At 40.7% G+C, this 18,126-nt stretch carries 13 protein-coding genes and 1 riboswitch; of the genes, 9 read left to right on the top strand and 4 right to left on the bottom strand.

Annotated elements, in window-relative coordinates; translation table 11 throughout:
- The first annotated feature begins 9 nt into the window (after positions 1-9).
- From cmoB to miaE, 6 genes are all read left to right on the top strand, one after another.
- Positions 10-981 carry a tRNA 5-methoxyuridine(34)/uridine 5-oxyacetic acid(34) synthase CmoB gene (cmoB, locus tag LRQ06_RS20760; protein WP_232768937.1) on the top strand — a complete coding sequence of 324 codons (972 nt, stop codon included), beginning with the start codon at positions 10-12 and terminating at the stop codon, positions 979-981.
- Positions 982-1,096: 115 nt separating this feature from the next.
- Complete coding sequence (locus tag LRQ06_RS20755; protein WP_232768936.1) at positions 1,097-1,864, top strand: ATP-dependent zinc protease family protein; 768 nt, start codon at positions 1,097-1,099, stop codon at positions 1,862-1,864.
- 17 nt (positions 1,865-1,881) lie between these two features.
- Positions 1,882-3,393, top strand: a complete 1,512-nt coding sequence (locus tag LRQ06_RS20750; RefSeq protein WP_232768935.1) for an inactive transglutaminase family protein — start codon at positions 1,882-1,884, stop codon at positions 3,391-3,393.
- Positions 3,390-4,358 carry an alpha-L-glutamate ligase-like protein gene (locus tag LRQ06_RS20745; RefSeq protein WP_232768934.1) on the top strand — a complete coding sequence of 323 codons (969 nt, stop codon included), beginning with the start codon at positions 3,390-3,392 and terminating at the stop codon, positions 4,356-4,358. The genes LRQ06_RS20750 and LRQ06_RS20745 overlap by 4 nt, the downstream gene beginning before the upstream one ends.
- A 591-nt stretch (positions 4,359-4,949) precedes the next feature.
- Entirely contained in the window at positions 4,950-6,698 is a 1,749-nt protein-coding gene (locus LRQ06_RS20740; RefSeq protein ID WP_232768933.1) for an SgrR family transcriptional regulator, read from the top strand.
- Positions 6,699-6,919: 221 nt separating this feature from the next.
- Entirely contained in the window at positions 6,920-7,684 is a 765-nt protein-coding gene (miaE, locus tag LRQ06_RS20735; RefSeq protein WP_232768932.1) for a tRNA isopentenyl-2-thiomethyl-A-37 hydroxylase MiaE, read from the top strand.
- Between the two features lie 38 nt (positions 7,685-7,722).
- Here the strand turns inward: miaE and mukB are convergent, their stop codons facing one another.
- The 4 genes from mukB to cmoM are packed head-to-tail and all read right to left on the bottom strand — an operon-like array spanning position 7,723 to position 15,001.
- A complete protein-coding gene (mukB, locus tag LRQ06_RS20730) occupies positions 7,723-12,162 on the bottom strand; it encodes a chromosome partition protein MukB (protein ID WP_232768931.1) in 4,440 nt (1,479 codons plus the stop codon).
- On the bottom strand, positions 12,159-12,893 hold the full coding sequence (gene mukE, locus LRQ06_RS20725; RefSeq protein ID WP_232768930.1) for a chromosome partition protein MukE: 735 nt from the start codon (positions 12,891-12,893) through the stop codon (positions 12,159-12,161). Before mukE ends, mukB begins: the two co-directional genes overlap by 4 nt.
- Positions 12,874-14,211 (bottom strand): chromosome partition protein MukF, encoded by a 1,338-nt coding sequence (gene mukF, locus LRQ06_RS20720; RefSeq protein ID WP_232768929.1) that lies wholly within the window; start codon positions 14,209-14,211, stop codon positions 12,874-12,876. Before mukF ends, mukE begins: the two co-directional genes overlap by 20 nt.
- 10 nt (positions 14,212-14,221) lie before the next feature.
- A complete protein-coding gene (cmoM, locus tag LRQ06_RS20715; RefSeq protein WP_232768928.1) occupies positions 14,222-15,001 on the bottom strand; it encodes a tRNA uridine 5-oxyacetic acid(34) methyltransferase CmoM in 780 nt (259 codons plus the stop codon).
- A gap of 113 nt (positions 15,002-15,114) precedes the next feature.
- On the opposite strand from cmoM, the gene elyC reads away from it, so the two are divergent.
- The 3 genes from elyC to LRQ06_RS20700 all read left to right on the top strand — a co-directional run bounded on the left by elyC (position 15,115) and on the right by LRQ06_RS20700 (position 18,095).
- Positions 15,115-15,918: an envelope biogenesis factor ElyC gene (gene elyC, locus LRQ06_RS20710; RefSeq protein WP_232768927.1), complete on the top strand. Its 804-nt coding sequence runs from the start codon at positions 15,115-15,117 to the stop codon at positions 15,916-15,918.
- Between the two features lie 249 nt (positions 15,919-16,167).
- On the top strand, positions 16,168-17,172 hold the full coding sequence (gene purR, locus LRQ06_RS20705; protein ID WP_232768926.1) for an HTH-type transcriptional repressor PurR: 1,005 nt from the start codon (positions 16,168-16,170) through the stop codon (positions 17,170-17,172).
- 162 nt (positions 17,173-17,334) lie between these two features.
- A riboswitch (cyclic di-GMP riboswitch) is annotated at positions 17,335-17,420 on the top strand.
- 75 nt (positions 17,421-17,495) lie between these two features.
- Entirely contained in the window at positions 17,496-18,095 is a 600-nt protein-coding gene (locus LRQ06_RS20700; protein ID WP_232768925.1) for a TfoX/Sxy family DNA transformation protein, read from the top strand.
- The last annotated feature ends 31 nt before the right edge of the window (positions 18,096-18,126 follow it).

Below are 18,126 nucleotides of genomic sequence, written 5' to 3'. Positions count from 1 at the left end.
ACACAGCGAATGTTTAATTTTTCAGACATTTATAAATTATTAGCTGACGATGAATGTTTACAACCCTGGCTAACTATTTTGCCGGGGCAACTAACACAATGGCAGAATGATTCCCACGGTGACTTTGAACGCTGGTTGAAGGCATTAAAGAAAATTCCGGATTTCAAACCCGATAATATCGAGCTAAAACAAGAAGTTCGTCTTTGTAATCAGGATCCCATTTCAGCTTCAGAAAAAGCGAAGATAGAAAATCTTTTACGCACCTTTCACCCATGGCGTAAAGGGCCGTATCACATTCATGGAATACATATTGATACCGAATGGCGTTCAGACTGGAAATGGGACCGGGTTATTCCTCACATTTCTCCGTTAAAATACCGGAAAGTATTGGATGTTGGATGCGGAAATGGCTATCACATGTGGCGCATGTTAGGCGAAGGCGCAAAAATGTGTATAGGTATTGATCCTTCCCATTTATTTTTACTTCAGTTTGAAGCAATCAGAAAATTGATGGGTAATGACCAGAGAGCACACCTTTTACCTCTGGGTATTGAACAATTACCAAAATTAGAAGCATTTGACACAGTTTTCAGTATGGGCGTTCTCTATCATCGCCGCTCTCCTCTGGACCATCTTTTTCAGCTAAAAGATCAATTGGTCTCCGGTGGCGAGCTGATTTTAGAAACACTTGTTATTGAGGGGGATGAAAATCAGGTCCTGGTTCCTTTTGATAGGTATGCTCAGATGAGAAATGTTTACTTTTTCCCTTCAGCTAAGGCGTTGAAAGGCTGGTTGGAAAAATGTGGATTCGTCGATGTCATTATTGCTGATGAAAATGTAACATCGACAAAGGAACAACGTTCCACCGACTGGATGACCAACAATTCGTTACCAGAATACCTAAACCCGGAGGATCCATCGAAAACAATTGAAGGCTACCCAGCCCCAAGACGAGCAATTTTAGTTGCCCGAAAACCATAATTTACAATCCTCTAACGCTCACAAAAAAGAATAGCGTTAAGCTACCTGCCAGATTTATTAAGCAGATCTGTTCAAAGTAGCAAACTGTAGATCAAACGTAGTAGTAAGGCTCTCAATGTTTAAAAAATTTGCCATTATAGTAGCAATGATCTCTCTTGTCGGTTGCGAATCAATCAACGCAGAGAAATACCATCAAGCCACGCTCAAAGCTATTCATAATTCAGAAGAAAAAATTGGTGAAAAACTCACAAATTTAGAAACAAAGGTCAATAATCAAACTAAATACATTGATAGCCTCGAAACTGAATTGTTGACCTTAAAAAAACAAGTCAATAAGTTAAATTCTCTTACCTATCTTGGCAACAGCAGCCAAAACATCAAAATCACTTCAACGGCGAGACGAAACACAAAAAATATTGATAGCAATAATAAAACTATTATTTTGGGATCTGTCGAGAAAGCCACTATTGATATGATCAACGAAACTTTGGATGCCCGCGTAGATACCGGTGCAAAAACATCTTCCATCAATGCAGAAGATATAGAAAAGTTTGAACGAAATGGGGCTGAATGGGTTCGGTTTCATATTGCTAATAACAAAAATAAAAAAGAAAAGCAGTGGATTGAAGCTCCGGTCATCAGAAGCGTAAAAATCCGGCAAGCCACGAATGAAAATGCACAGAAACGCCTTGTCGTTAAATTATGGGTTACGGTAGGAAATATTCATGAAAATACAGAGTTTACACTTGCTGACCGCTCTCAAATGAGCCATCCCCTTTTACTTGGCCGAGAATTTATAAGAGATATTGCCCTTGTGGACGTCAGTAAACAGTACATCCATACCAAAAGCTCGAAAAATTCGACTCAAACACAAATTCAATAATTAAGCAGATCAATATCATGACATCCCGGATTCCACTTTACGTTTCGATTGTTGCTCTCATTTTATTTGGCTTATACCTGACACTTTTTCGCCACATAACCTATGGTGTTCCCTGGACCCCGGGAGAAACCAAACAGGTCTGGGAAGTAGAAGCCAGAATTCAATTTGATGCCTTAGGGAAACCGGTCAAAGTATCACTTGCAGCCCCGGAAACTCAGGAAGGGTTTACTCTGTTAAACGAGTCAGCATCATCTCCCGGTTACGGTGTTTCTTACGTAAACGTCAATAATAGCCGCCGTGCAGAATGGTCGAAACGCATAGGAAATGGCCCGCAAAGTATTTACTACAAAGCTCAGTTTTTAGTGGACCCACATGCTATATCGAACAAAAAAGGTCCGGATAAACCGGTCACTACGCCATCATTTGACGGCCCGGAAGCAACCGCAGCCCAATCACTTATAAATCAGGCAGAAGAACGTTCATCAGACGACGTTACCTTTACCAGAGAGCTGATAAAAGCACTAAATGATACAAACAGCCAGAGTGCTCAGTTGCTGTTAGATAAAATGGAAAAGTATCAGGTTATAGAAAAAATTCTTTCCTATGCCGGCATTCCGAACAAAATTATTGGTGTATTACAACTAGAAGATGGCCGTCGCCGTCAAATGATAGAGCCAATGAATCAGGTATGGAATGGTAAAAAATGGGTTCTCTTTGATCCGAGAAGCGGTTCACAAGACCAGCATTCAAATTTACTGATCTGGGATGAGTCCAATATTTCACTGCTTGATGTGATTGGTGGTCAGCATAGCCGGGTTCAGTTCAGCATGATTAAGCAGGAAGTTTCAGCAAATCAGGCAACAAACAGCAAAGTAAATGCGGACAACTTACTTAACCTGTCTATACACAGTCTGCCTCTTGAAGAACAAACAATGTTTAAAACCATCATGCTTATCCCAATTGGTGCTTTCATAGTTGTCTTCCTGAGAGTGATTGTCGGACTCAAAACGTCAGGAACCTTTATGCCGGTTTTAATCGCGGTTGCCTTTGTCCAGACTCAACTACTGCCCGGTATCATTGGATTCTTACTTATCGTAGGAACCGGCCTGGTTATACGAAGTTACCTGTCCAAACTGAACCTTCTTCTGGTTGCCCGAATATCGGCCGTTATTATAGTCGTCATTTTAATTATTGCTCTGTTCACGGTTCTCTCCTTCAAACTGGGAATTACTCAGGGGCTAACCATCACGTTCTTCCCTATGATTATTCTGTCCTGGACAATAGAAAGAATGTCTATTCTGTGGGAAGAAGAAGGCGCAAAAGAAGTCATGCTTCAGGGAGGTGGATCTTTGCTTACGGCCATTCTTGTTTATCTGGCAATGACAAACAGTTATATCCGGCACCTTACATTTAACTTCATCGGAATCCAGCTCATTGTTCTGGCTTTCATCCTGATTCTCGGAACTTACACAGGCTACAGACTAAGCGAATTACGTCGTTTTAAAGCCCTTGCCGAGGATGAATTATGATTGGTTATTTCACCTCCCCTTTTCAACTGGCTGGCAAAGGGATATTAGGAATGAACAAACGCAATCATAGCTATATCGGCCGGTATAATGATCGCTCTAAATATCCGCTTGTTGACAATAAACTCAAAACGAAAATCATTGCAGAAAAAGCCGGCTGCATTATACCTGAGCTGATTGGTGTTATATCCAGCCAGTATCAGGTACGGAAAATTCACGATATTGTGAAAAACTGGCCCGGATTCGTTATCAAACCAGCGCATGGCAGTGGTGGTAAAGGGATACTGGTAATTAACAAACATGACTGTAACTCATACCAGAAGCCATCAGGCTCAATTATTAATAAAGAGGATCTGGAACGTCATATCAGTAACGCTCTGGCAGGTTTGTTTTCTCTTGGAGGGAAAAATGACGTTGCTATTGTTGAAAGTCTGATTCAGTTTGACGACTGCTTCGACGGGTTCAGCCACGAAGGAGTTCCTGATGTACGGGTTATCGTATTCAAAGGATTTCCGGTTATGTCGATGATGCGCCTGTCTACCACCGCTTCAGATGGCAAAGCAAATCTGCATCAGGGAGCCGTCGGAGTCGGACTAGATATGGCAACAGGCAAAGCAGTAAAAGGGGTTCAGTTTGGACAACCGGTCACCCAACACCCGGATACTAAACGAAATCTGTCAGAGTTATGTGTTCCACACTGGAAAAAATTGCTGCTCCTCGCTTCGAGTGCCTGGGAAATGACGGGGTTAGGTTATATGGGAACAGATATGGTATTAGATAAAACTCAGGGACCTATGGTCCTTGAGCTGAATGCCCGTCCCGGATTAGCAATACAAATTGCAAATGGTGCCGGGTTGTTACCCAGACTGAAAAAAATTGAAGCATTTGGCGAACAATATCAAATCCCTTCTGTTGAAGAACGGGTTGACTATTGTATGAATCACTTTAATGTTGACTCGAAATTATAAAAAATTACAGATTCAGATGTTCAATAAGAACAAATTTGGTATCAACGCTTAATTCAACCCATTAACACGTGCCTTAACTTCAGTTCTGCATACAAAGCTCAGCCTATTTAGTTGCTCGGCTATGCTCTCTTATTCGCCCGTAACAAATATAAGATTTTCTTCATTCATTTAGCACTTTTCCTTCATATAAAAATAGGAAAAAAAATGCCATTTTCCGACTGTTTTTCTCTTCGCATTAATGGACCAGTATTTAGTTACAGGTTCTAAAGAGGAAAAACCAATGCGAAAACTCATAGATGTGATTAAACACCGGAACAACAAAAATACCAATATTAGTTATATGAGAGATTATTATAATTTCAGGCTTAAGGCGACTACGAGTAAACTAGAAGCGACAGCAATTATCTATATGTCATCATTGCTTAACCTACACCTTGAAAATGAGAATAAAGAAAGTGAATCAAATAAAAGGTAACTACATAGCAATTAGAACGTCTGTCATTATTTTACAGCATGCCAGTTAAGGCCTGTATTTAATTAATAACACGAATCATTGTAATCATAGAACATAACCCCAAAGGGGTGGTAACCTTGTTAAAAGTCAAACTGTTGAGATACTATAAACGCTTAATCCCATACGGTTCACTTCAAAACTGTTGGATTACCTTAAGCGATATTGCAGATACGCTCTGCACAACGATACGTCATGCCAGAAATTTGATAAATCAAATGCGAGATATTGGGTGGATAGACTGGCATCCTAATACCGGACGGGGTCATCGTTCTCTGCTTTTTCTTAATTACGATTTGAGCCAGCTTGAAGAGCTTATTGCATTAGAATGTATTGAACAGGGCCTATACGATAAGGCTCTCGCAGTGCTCGAAGAAAATCAGTGTCGACTTGGCACTCTACTTAAAACAACCACTGGTGCGACCTATAAAGAAGGACAACTATGCCTCCGACTCACATACTATCGTCCTTTTTCCGCATTACTTCCTCATACACCCCAGAAAAATAGTGAACGTTTCCTATTACGCCAAATCTACAGTTGCCTGACTCAATGTGATGAAAAAGGCGTGATATCAAGCCAATTAAGCCATCATTGGATAAGTGAAGATAATGATCAGCAGTGGTCTTTTTATTTGCGACCGGATCTCACCTTTCATAATGGAGAGGTGATCAATGCTGACGTTGTATCAAACTTATTCACTCAATTAAAATCCCATCCAGACTATAAGATTGAATTGGAGCACCTAAAAGAGATCTCAGCCGTTCAACCGCTATGTGTTAAGTTTACTTTGAGTGAACCCGATCTCAGTTTTCCGGGACTTTTATCAGATATAAAATACGCTATCCAACCGCCGGAGCAACTGAGCGCGAATTTAAGACATCCGGTTATTGGCAGTGGATTCTTTCAAGTTAAAGAACATACTGAAAATACATTGTATCTATCAGCTTTTCGTGATTTCTATGGTAGTCGGGCGTTGCCGGAAAAAATCGCCATTTGGCACGTGGCTGATGAAACAGTTTCGGCTAATAATACATCGCAATCACATCAATCATATGTTGGAAAAGTCCAGCTTAAACTTGACAATCATACATCGAACGCTGCTAATAAAGAACATGTCAGACTTGAATACGGTTGCCAATACTTATTGTTTAATCTTAATCAAGCCTTTTCTCCGTTGACAAGTGAACAACGGCAATGGCTATCAACTTACTTAGCTCCTGAAAATATTATTCAGGAGCAGCATTTGGATATTTCTATATTAGGTACCGTTATTGCCAGAAATTTACTTCATTCATGGCAAGCCGTTCCAAAGATATTCTCACCTAAAATCACGCTGCCAGAAACAATAAAAATAGCCGTGTATGACCAACGCGATCTCAGATATTACGCAGAAGCGATTACTCGCCTGCTAGAGAAACAAAATGTATGTTGTGTGGTGCATTATTATTCTCTTGTTGACATACAACATCGTGCCAGAATAAATAGGTTATCAGAACAAATAATTCTGACCAGTGTAAATATTGATGATAACAGACCGATATCATTGTTTCGCTGGTTTTATGCAGATCCACTATTTAGAATTTCATTATCAAATAGTAAAAGCCAATTTTTTTTCAATAATCTGAGATTAATAAGAAAAACAAATACCATAGATCATTATGATATAAAGTTGGAAAAATTGGCTTGTCAAATGATCAATAATTTTTGGATAATACCGTTATTTCATCACTTACAAGTCGTATTATTTCAGGATGAAATTCAAGGAGTCTCTATTTCAAACTGGGGATGGCCTGAACTAAAAGACATATGGATTACTGAAAAAAGTTGAACCAGTTCGCGGATCGTATTAAGAGGGTTCAACTGCCTAGATCCATTTATTCAATATGTTGAAAGCATGTATGCCCCTCAAAATTGAATGATGTAAACACTATAACCAGATGAATATACGGCTCATATCCATGAGTCATGGTATTCATTAATATGGCTATACAAGCAAATAGTGTAGCAATATCCGATATGTTACGATAAATAAAAGTTCAAAAGCATAAGATGTCTGACATGCAAAAGCTATTAGAGCCTGTTAACTCGTTTCTTCACTGTGAAACACCTGATGAATGGGTTAACAAAGCAAAAAAAACAGAAAATTTACAATTAATCCTAACTGATCATTTGATGGCAGAGCTTAAAGCTGCACAGACAGCTTTATGGCTGATTAGAAAATATGCTGTCGATAAAAAAAGTGGTGATGCTTTATTAGCGTGGCTAAAGCCATACGAAGACTTTATTTATCGAAAAGAGGGGGATTTGGATAAACTGGCTAAAAACTTAAAATTTAGTAAATCTGTTGTTCCTGAATCTGACTCTCAACTTGGCCAAGACCTTATCAATAAGATGATTTTGCTCATTAATGAGGAGTTACACCACTTTTATCAAGTTCTCGAAATTATGCAGTCCAGAGGTATTCCATACAAGAACATCACTGCTGGTCGTTATGCGAAGGGGCTGATGACTCACGTAAGAACTCATGAACCTGAAACACTGATAGACAAGCTGATATGTGGAGCATACATCGAGGCAAGGTCTTGTGAGCGGTTCGCTAAGTTAGCGCCATATTTAGACGATGAGTTAAATAAGTTTTATGTTTCATTGTTGCGATCAGAAGCCAGGCATTATCAAGACTACTTAGCCCTGGCTCAAAGTGTTGCTGAATCTGATATCTCGGAGAGAGTTAAATTTTTTGGTGAAGTAGAGGCTGAGCTAATTAGTTCACCAGATACTGATTTTAAGTTTCATAGTGGTCGGCCTCTGAAGTAATAGGAATAACGGGAAGCAAATGCTTCCCTTTTCATAGTTTAATGTAACTCAGGCTTACTGGCCGTTTTTCCAAATCCCTTCAAACCAACGACATGAACATGTTCATGGTCCTTGAAGACTTTACGAACCAGCTTATATGTTGTTCCTTTTTCAGGACTGATATTTTCAGGCGCGGCGATAAGTAACTGCATATCCAGTCTCTCACACAATTCAAACAGGGTGGAAATTGATTTTCCATCCAGCCGTGCAGCTTCATCGAGAAAGAGTAACCGGCAAGGCACAATATCTTTGCTGCGAAGACGTCTTGATTCTTCTTCCCAGCTCTGAATAACCATAAGCAAAATGGATTGTCCGGTACCAATTGCTTCTCCCGTCGATAACGCTCCGGATTCAGCCTGTAACCACCCATCAGACCCACGGTTAACCTCAACGCTCAGTTCCAGATAGTTCCTGTAATCCAGCAATTCTTCACCAAAGATCTGTGGTGAGCGCTGTCCTAAGTCAATGTGTGGATTCACTCTCTGGAACAGTTTTGCCATTGCCTCTGAGAATGAATATTTGGCACTATCAAATAGATCTTTATGCTGTGACTGCTGATCTGCAAGACTTAGGAGTAATGTCTCATGGCTCTCACGAATTTTAACATTCAGACGAACACCATTAACCTGACCAAAGTGAATATTCGATAGGCCCTGATTGAGCATCCGGATGCGGTTTTCCTCACGTTGAATTGTTTTACGAATTATACTTGCAACCGATTCAGAACTAATTGCCAGTCTCATTTCCCGTAAATTCAGTTCTTCTGTCAGTCTTGCCAGTTCGACTTCCATTTCTTCAATCGCTTCAACCGGGTCATCAGTCTTAATGATATCCTGACGAATCCGCTCTCTGAGATGCTGATAAACGGCAATATAGAACAATACTTTTTTCTCAGGATGAGCATTATCTTCTGAATGTCGCAAAGCATCACGCAAAACTTCATTATTTGCGACTGCAATACGAAGTGCTCCTAATGCCTTATCAGACATGGATCGTAATTCATCGGCACTCAGATAAACCAGTTCCCGCTTATTTAAACGCCGGTCTACATCATTTTCTCGGGCCAGTTTAAGGACAGAACACCATCCAGCTTTCGCATTGACGACAAATTTTCGTGTTTCGGAATACTCTTTTTTTACTTTCTTCACACGTTTCATCAATGCAGACATTTCAAGTTCAGTGGCTGTCACTAATCGTTCCAGCTCACTGTGTCTTGAGCGGAGTGTGCTGATTTGATTATGTAGCTGCATTTTACGCCGTTCTGCTCTTTCAAGTGAATGCTCATCAGCATCTACCCCAAGATCAGATAACTCCTGCTCAAATTCCTGAACCGTCTCCTGCTTAGACTGGTAGGCACTCTTTAATGAAGCCAATAGCTGGTTATACTGATTATATTGTTGCTGAATCTGTTTCAGCCCGTCTCTGGACTGAGCTCGTTTCTCTTCAGCGACAACAAGTTGTTGTTTCAGTTGTTCACTTAATTCAGAACTATGATCCGCCAAACTTACCGATTCTTCATAGGCAAGATGATGACGGCGTTCATATAAATTACTCAATGCAAATAACTGACGTTTCAGTCTCTGCAGTTCATCATCAACCGACTGATACTCCTCTTGCAAGGTATCTCTTTCTTCCGGATCAACTTCCAGACCGTTAATTCTGACCTGCAAATTTTCAATAACCTGCCCGTGCCGGTTTATAAACAGCTTTGCATCAGCAACATTTTCAAGTTTTTCTTCTAACTGAATTTTTTTCTCAGATAAAAGCTCAAGATTATTCAGTTCACCAATCTGATGGGAAATTTTCTCTAATACAGAGCGGACATGTTGACTATCTTTCAATGCTGTCTGATATTGCATTGCTTTACTCTCTAATTCCTGAAGTTCAGGTTCCATTTGAGCAAGCAATCTACGCTTTTCATCTATTTTTGCTTCAGGATCTTCTTCAAATGCGATAGAAAGGTGCTGGGACACAAATTCATTAAAAGCCTGATACAAACGCTGCAATTTCTGAGAATCAAACGCCGCCTTTGCATGAGATTCCACTATGTCATCCCTTTCCTCTCTTAATAACTCCAGACGCTGTTCTCTTGCTGCTCGCCCGAATAAAGGTATTTTGGGAAAACGGGAGTACCGTAGCTGCTTATCGTTCAGCTGAACACAAACAGCCCCATCAAGCTCTTCGGCATCAAAACTGCTGTCATCAAAAGCATCAATATCGCCTTCAATAACATAAATATCTTCCGGGCAATCATCCATATTGCTCAGAATTTCTTTCACACCATCCAGATCACTGACCACAATAGCGTGTCGTGCCGGGCCATACATCGCACTAAAATACGGCGCATCATCCAGTGTAATATCATCATAAATTTCGGATAGTAATATGCCACCGACGGAGTCCGCCAACGCTTTCAAACGAGGGTCATTAGCCCCGCCCGGCAATCCAAGGCGTTCAATTTCCTGTTCTACCGACTCACGTTTTCTAAACAGCTCATCCTTTAACTTGGATTGTACTTTCTCATCATCCAGCACTTTCTGCATTTCAGTCAAAACCTCCGACTGAGACGTCAGAGATACGGCTCTTTGCTCTTCGATCTGATGTAATGCACGCTGAGCTTCAATCCAGGCCGGCGCTTTTTTCTCAAGTTCCTGCAGATCTTTTGTCAATGTTTCGCGACTTGCCACCAAAGCCCGCTTTTGCTCCCGGCTCTCCTCAAGAAGCTGTTCTGCCTCATCTATCCGTTCCTGACATTTTTCAGATTCCAGCTCGACATCAGACAGCTCTCCTAATGAAACACCACATTGAGCGACATAATCATTTCTGAGCAGTGCCACTTCTTCAACCGATTGGATACGTTGAGAAAGGGAATTCAGACTATCCAGCCACTGAGGCTCATTATCAAGCGTTCTTTCTGCGTCTTGTCTCTGAAGGATATAAGATTGAGCGACATGTTTCGCCTCTTTCCGGCTAACCGTCGGCACCAGTTCTTTCACCAGCGAATACGCTTCATCAAAATTTTGAGTGGCCGCAGAAACGATATCCAGCTTGTGCTTAGTGGCTAATAGACGTTCCGTCAGCTCCGTCTGCTTACTCTGTAAGTCAGCAACATAATCCGCAATATCATCAACCGATAAGGCATCATTACCCAGCTCTGTTTTAGCCTGCTGCAATAGCTGCCATGCCTGTTGATATTGTAAAGCTCTGGTCTGCTGAATATCCAATGCCTGTTGGTAATCGGCTAACTGAGTTTTCAGGCTGTCAACTTCATCCTCATAATGGGCATATAGCTCTTCACCGGACAAGACTTTTTCCTGAGCTTCTTCGACCACCATCAGTTGTTCTTCCAGCCGGTAATGAATGTCTTCCAGATCTTCACGGTAACGCTCAATTTTTTCTTTCTGACGTAACGCACTCTGAACCAGCTGAAGATGATCACTTGCCGACTGATAATCCAGCTCAACATGATTTTCCTGTGAGGCTAATTCATCGAGCTCAGAATGAGCATTCTGCAAACGTTCATTCTGAATCAACAAAGAAGACTGTGATTCCAGCAATTCCTGACGAAACGACAAAGCGTTTTCAAGTTTCATACGCCTTTCATTAGCGTGACGCATGTAATCTGCAGCAACATAATCCGTTGACTCTGCAATCAGGTGTTTGAATAAATCGCGATCCGTCTGAGTTGTTTTTATCGCTTCTAATGTCATCCGGTTTTCACGTAAGGCGGATTCCATATCCTGAAATGCTTTTTTGACTCCACCATTTTGTGGTAGTAAATAATCTCTCAGTGAACGGGTAATTGCACTCGAGATACCGCCATATAATGAAGCTTCAATTAATCTATAAAATTTCCCGCGATCGGAACCAGAGCGTAATTTTTTAGGAATCACACCAAAATCAAACATTTGAGTATGATAATCAACAATTGAGTTAAATGTTTTGCAGTTTACCCCTTCTAATCCAACCAATACCTCTTTAACTTCATTCAGTTGACGAACACGAGCCTGTCCGGTCGACAATGTTTCCGTCAAGATATCAGTCGGTTTTTTATCACTTGGCAGCCCTTGAACCAAAAAAGGTTTAATATCAACTTTTTTATCTCTTCCGGCGACTTGCTGAAGCTTAACAACAAACAACAGACGCTGTTTTTTTGAGTTCACGACATCCAGACATGAATAACAGGTACCAGGTTGTAATTTACCAAACAGTCCTTTGTCCCTTGACGCCTGAGAACTTCCGGCTTCGGTCGTATTTCGGAAATGCAGCAGGCTCTGATCCGGAATTAACGCAGTGATGAATGCCGCCATTGTCGTTGACTTCCCGGCACCGTTCCCGCCAGACAGTGTCGTTACTAAGTCATCGATATCAAATGTACGGGCAAAAAAACCATTCCAGTTGATCATTGTTAATGACTGATATTTACCCCGTTCAATCATGCTTCACCTTCTGCACGTTCTAATTCTGCCTGTTCATCTGTTTCTTCGCTGTCATCATAAGACAAATTTTGTTGATTTGGTGATAAGTCATCACTTTGAACAACTGCCTCGCCATCTCTGATTAACCGAATCTGAGCCTGTTTAGGATCTTCACCGGTTCTGACATCCGCACCAAAACGAAATGCCGCTTCTGTTATTCGGAATTTTGACATTTCCCCGATGGTAATTAACATCCCCATGCGCTTTAAACGACGGAGAGATCCCCTAACTTTATCGAATAGCTTTTCTTTATCTAAATCAGACCCTGTTGCACGATTGGCGGACAGCTTAAGCAATTTATTTTCATCAGTTAAAGACAACAGTTCATCAAAAAGCTCCTGTTGAGTAAAAATACCTTCATGAGCAAGGCGCTCAGGACTTAAGTATAAAAAACACAACACTTTCCCAACTAACATATCCAGTTCAGACAGAACACTTCTGTTAATTAACGACGTAGATCGTGGTCTCAGATAGAAAAAACCCTCAGGCGCCCGGACTAATTCAGTATTATAACGTTGATAAAATTGAGATAATTCAATTTCAAATTCAAGCAGAAACGCATGATTATCAAGATCATCCGTAGAAATATGTCTTCCTCCCCGCAATAAACTGTCCAGTGCGGGGAAAAGTGGATTTGAAATTGCTTTTGCCAGTTTCTCCGGCATATAGTCATTAATATCTGTCGATGACATTTGCTTGTACCTTTGCGCCAAAATCGTTTATTGCCTGCCAGTCCGGCTGAATGGCTCTGTAATCAGCTTCTGAATAGCCAAGCCTCACGGCTTGGTCAATTACAATTCTTGCTAAATCAAAATGATGTGCATATGGATGTTCTGCCAGATATTCACGAAGTACTGTCCCAAGATCAAGTGGGGTCCCCTGCTTTTTATGAACAGACAACATCTCTCCTATTTTTTCAGACAACTGATTACTTACTTCCTCAAATTCTTCAAATTCCAGCGCTTCAGGAACAGCTCCCGTGACTTCTTCATCACGAAGTACCAGTGAGTCATCTCTCATATCCTGGAGGCGCTCCGCATTCGCAAATGTAAGCATCCACGGATGTTCAAAATAATGTTTGATGGACTCTCTGAGTCTCTGACTGAAAGCTCTGTTCTGATCCATATCAATAGCGGTACGAATGAATTTATGCACATGCCGATCATAACCAATCCAGAGGTCTATTGCCTGCTGACCCCAACTGATAATCCGGTCCAGTTTAATTTGCAGCATATATAAGATTTCACTAATAAAATCCAGTTCATCACGACCATGCACGATCTCCTGAATATCTAAAATCTGCGTCTGTAAATTATCACCGGCAGCCTGAAGCGTATCCTGTAATTCTTTCAATGTATTCGATGTTTCAGAGAGTAATTTTTCACAATTATGAATAGCCTCGCGCCAGTCTTTATTTAACAACTGAGCAATATCATCTTTCACTTCCTGTTGTTGCTCGTCCATCACTCTCTGATTCATATCAATCTGATCAAAAATCTCAGCAACAGAATATTTCAACACTCCGTATACTTCTTTTTGCCAGTATGCCTGCGAACCACCTTTAACAGCAGCGTCAGTGGCTTTGCTCATTTCATCTGCGAGCATAGCCAGTTGAATGGATAGCCTCAATTTTGAAAACTGACGGTGACGGATATAATGATCGGTGATACCAATTGCCAATGGAGACAGTCGGTAAATGCTATTCCCATCGTTCAGCTCACTGGTAAACCGTCGCAATAAACGCTGACTTACTAAGTCATTAATCGCGTTATTTGCACGAAATGATGACGCATCTGCCGTGTCCTCAAACATATCAGATACTATCTTAAAGGCATCGTGCAATTCACCTTCACCCAGTTCTTCATCAAATTTATCGCCATTCAGAACGGCTATCGCAATCAAAAAAGCCAACTTCTCTGAAGTCAGATTCAGCGAAAAACCATTCGTTTTAACCCAATAAACTAATTCATCTATTGGTTGTAGTTCTTTTTCCTGAGTCTCTTCAATCACTACTCAACCTTTATAACTTACGAGCCCAAACATGGATATACCTTCCCATCGATAGGAAAGGCTCCTGCCGGCAATAGGTTCTTTCCAGCTCTAACAGCTCATCAAAGGAGTACTCTCCCATATTTTTCCGGTTTCCGATATAGTCTGCAAAAGATCGAATTCCAGAGCGCCCTTCAATAGAAAAACCGCTATCTTCGATCCACCGATAAACATCATCAGGTATCAAACCTTTCTGAGGTTGAAGTTTAAACCTTTTACGATATGGCATACCATTAAGAACATGCGGGATATTGCCACAGACTGCATTTTTAAATAATAAACCGTGCTGATTGTAAAACATAATCGACACAATTCCGCCTTTTTTAGCAAAAGACAATAATTGCTTCAACACTAATTCTGGTTCAGATAACCACTCCATTACAGCATGGAAAAGGATTAAATCATTATTCCCATATTGATTAAGATCCAGTTCCTGAACAGGACTGTGAACGAACTTAAACTGCTCAGAAAGTCCCTTTATCTTTATGTCTTCTTCTGCCAGTTTCAGCATTTCGGATGAAACATCACACAATGTTATATCATGCCCCTGCTTTGCCAGTTTTTGGGAAAGTTGCGCTAGCCCCCCTCCTGCATCTAAAATAGAAAGAGGGAAACAATTATTTGAAAAGCTTTGTAAAATTTGCTCAAAATCTTCCCAGACAATGATTTGACGAATTTCGCCTTTATCTGAGCCGTATATGTTTTTCACAAATTTGTGGGCAATATCGTCGAAATTGCGATCTTCAGTCACTTTAATTTGAGTTATGATAACGAATCGTATGGTTATTCTGTCATAGGAATGGCAATAATAAAGAGGGATTCTGAGATTTTACTCTCAACTGATGTTTTTTCGGGCTATTTTCTATGTTTGAGTTAAAAAAAATTCTGGCTTCGGTGGTTATGCCACTCCCAGCCCTGCTTATTCTTGGTTTCGCCGGACTTATGCTGGTGATGTTTACACGAAAAAGAAAAACAGGATGTGTCATTATTCTGTTCTCTTATGTCACCCTTTTCTTAGCGTCTTTTCAACCGGTATCATCGCGCCTTCTTATGCCATTAGAGCGACAATACCACTCCTTTCTCCCAATTGAAGGTAATATTGATTACATTCTTGTTTTAGGCAATGGGCACGTTGTTGATGACTCACTTCCACCAACATCTCAAATTAGCCGTACGGCATTGATGAGATTAGCCGAAGGTATTAGGATTAATCGTATGTATCCCGGTTCAAAGCTCATTCTTTCCGGTTATGCCGGAGGCACAGGTATTAGCCATGCCCGGATGCTGGCCAAAGTCGCCCTATCTCTCGGTGTCGCTAAATCTGACATTGTACTAATGGAAACCGCCCGCGATACTTGGGAGGAAGCAAGACAAACAGCCGCTTTTGTAGGACAAGACCGCCTGGTCGTTGTTACATCCGCCAGTCATATGCCTCGGGCAATGCTCGAGTTCAAGATGGCCGGACTGAATCCAATCCCAGCCCCCACCAATTATCTTGCACAAAAAAATATTAAACAGTTTTGGGTAAAATATACTCCAGGTTCACAATATCTGGAACAAACTGAAATTTACTGGCATGAAACTCTGGGCCGTTTCTGGCACTATTTGAAAGATTGGGCTGCATCTCAGGAAGCGGCTGTCAGTAAAAACGAAATGACAACTTTGTAAAAAGCATGTGTAAGCATCCACTGCAGCATTCATAAAATTGTCACAATTTTATATGTTTTGTATTGCCTTATTTCAGCCCCCAGACTAAAATTCTGTCGCTAATTTATAGCAATCAGCAAATCAATTGTGTAAAACCGCTTGTTAAGCGGTTTTATTATTTTAAATGCTTAAGGCCTCCCCTAAACATTTAACGATTAGGCCATATTGAGCAGTTTCACTGATATCATTAAGTATTCTACAGGAATTAATATGGCCACAATCAAAGATGTTGCGCGCCTTGCCGGCGTATCAACAACCACGGTTTCACATGTAATAAATAAGACCCGGTTTGTTGCAGAAGCGACACAAGAAAAAGTCATGGGCGCAGTAAAAGAATTAAATTACGCACCCAGTGCTGTCGCCCGCAGTCTGAAATGTAACTCGACCAGGACCATTGGTATGCTGGTTACTCAATCCACCAACCCTTTTTTCTCTGAAGTTATAGATGGTGCCGAGAGCTATTGTTACCGGCAGGGTTACACCTTAATTCTGTGTAATACCGGTGGCATCTACGAAAAACAGAGAGATTACATCAGAATGCTTGCCGAAAAACGGGTCGATGGCATATTAGTCATTTGTTCTGATTTAACAGATGAACTTCTATCTATGCTTGATACCTACAATGATATTCCAAAAGTTATCATGGACTGGGGAGCTCAAAGTGCTCATGGTGATAAGATTATTGATAATTCAGAAGAGGGCGGCTATCTTGCTACAAAATATTTAATTGATAATGGGCACCGGGATATTGCATGCCTTAGCGGTCATCTCTCTAAGGCAATCTGTCAGGAACGTATACAAGGATTTCGCCGGGCAATGAGTGAAGCATCTCTTACTGTCGAAGATGACTGGATTCTGGAAGGTAACTTCGAATGCGATACCGCCGTACTTGCTGCCGATAAAATTCTGGTTATGGATAAAAAACCAACAGCAGTTTTCTGTTTTAATGACACAATGGCTCTTGGATTAATAAGCCGCTTGCAGCAAAAAGGGGTAAATGTCCCGGATGATATTTCAGTGATTGGCTATGATAATATAGAACTAGCTGAATATTTCTCACCACCGTTAACAACCATACACCAACCCAAACGACGGGTCGGTAAAAATGCCTTTGAAATTTTACTGGAACGTATTAAGAATAAAGAGCATGAACGTAGAGTTTTTGAGATGAAACCTGAAATTGTCATCAGAGACTCGGTAAAGACAATAAAATGAAGCTAATTTGTTGTATTTGCAATAAATTATTATACGAATAATTTTTTCCTATTACATATTAGAATGTTAGCATTTTCTTAACCTGTAAATACGGGTTGCCGTTCAAAAAAAATTGAACTAGAATCACATTGAACACATCGCGAATCTTCGTAGTTCGCATGTCAGGTAAATGGGCAAACCATTTGAAAGAATGGGGCGCAAAGCTTCCGGCCTTAGTCAGTCACCTGAAAGGTAGCGGGGTTGCCGATGACAAAGGATTCATTACTTTTGCTAGTTATTCGGCGACGGCGGGTAATAATATACCGAGATCGAGATAGAGAATAATGAATAAACCAGTACTACTAAATTCCATGAGATTGTTCGAATCTCTTGGAGAAGTTAAATCACGTTCAATGTTCGGTGGGTTTGGAATTTTTGTTGATGATGTAATGTTTGCATTAGTCGTTAATGATCTTCTTCATATTCGTGCCGATAAACACTCAAAAGACGCCTTTAATGAGGATGGGTTTAAACCCTATGTCTATTCTAAAAAGGGATTTCCAGTTGTAACCAAGTATTATGCACTTCCCCACTCTTACTGGAGTACTCCCGAAATCATATTTTCACTAGCGAAAAATGCATTTCTTTTCGCTAAAAGTGAAAAAAAGCACCAGCTAAAGTCCAGTCCCCAAAGAATAAAAGATCTGCCCAATTTAAGATTATCAATTGAAAGAATGCTAAAAAAAGCGGGGATAAAAACCGTTGACGAACTGGTTGAACAAGGTTCACTAAACGCGTATAGCGCGATTTTAAAAACCTCAAATTCCACACCGTCTCTGGAACTGCTATGGGCATTAGAAGGGGCAATAAATGGTATCCACTGGTCTGTTATCTCAAAAGAACGCAGAGATGAGTTATCAAAACAACTCAACGCACACAGCTAGTCTATAAGAACACCCACCGCAACTAAAATCA

Origin of the sequence: Vibrio salinus (genome assembly GCF_021272385.1) — a bacterium.
Classification (GTDB): Bacteria; Pseudomonadota; Gammaproteobacteria; order Enterobacterales; family Vibrionaceae; genus Vibrio; species Vibrio salinus.
This window is presented reverse-complemented; position numbering and strand designations above follow the sequence as displayed.

Coding starts and splice junctions, on each gene's coding strand:
- cmoB (WP_232768937.1), top strand. CDS start 10: ATGTTTAATTTTTCAGACATTTATAAATTATTAGCTGACGATGAATGT.
- LRQ06_RS20755 (WP_232768936.1), top strand. CDS start 1,097: ATGTTTAAAAAATTTGCCATTATAGTAGCAATGATCTCTCTTGTCGGT.
- LRQ06_RS20750 (WP_232768935.1), top strand. CDS start 1,882: ATGACATCCCGGATTCCACTTTACGTTTCGATTGTTGCTCTCATTTTA.
- LRQ06_RS20745 (WP_232768934.1), top strand. CDS start 3,390: ATGATTGGTTATTTCACCTCCCCTTTTCAACTGGCTGGCAAAGGGATA.
- miaE (WP_232768932.1), top strand. CDS start 6,920: ATGTCTGACATGCAAAAGCTATTAGAGCCTGTTAACTCGTTTCTTCAC.
- mukB (WP_232768931.1), bottom strand. CDS start 12,162: ATGATTGAACGGGGTAAATATCAGTCATTAACAATGATCAACTGGAAT.
- mukE (WP_232768930.1), bottom strand. CDS start 12,893: ATGTCATCGACAGATATTAATGACTATATGCCGGAGAAACTGGCAAAA.
- elyC (WP_232768927.1), top strand. CDS start 15,115: ATGTTTGAGTTAAAAAAAATTCTGGCTTCGGTGGTTATGCCACTCCCA.
- purR (WP_232768926.1), top strand. CDS start 16,168: ATGGCCACAATCAAAGATGTTGCGCGCCTTGCCGGCGTATCAACAACC.
- LRQ06_RS20700 (WP_232768925.1), top strand. CDS start 17,496: ATGAATAAACCAGTACTACTAAATTCCATGAGATTGTTCGAATCTCTT.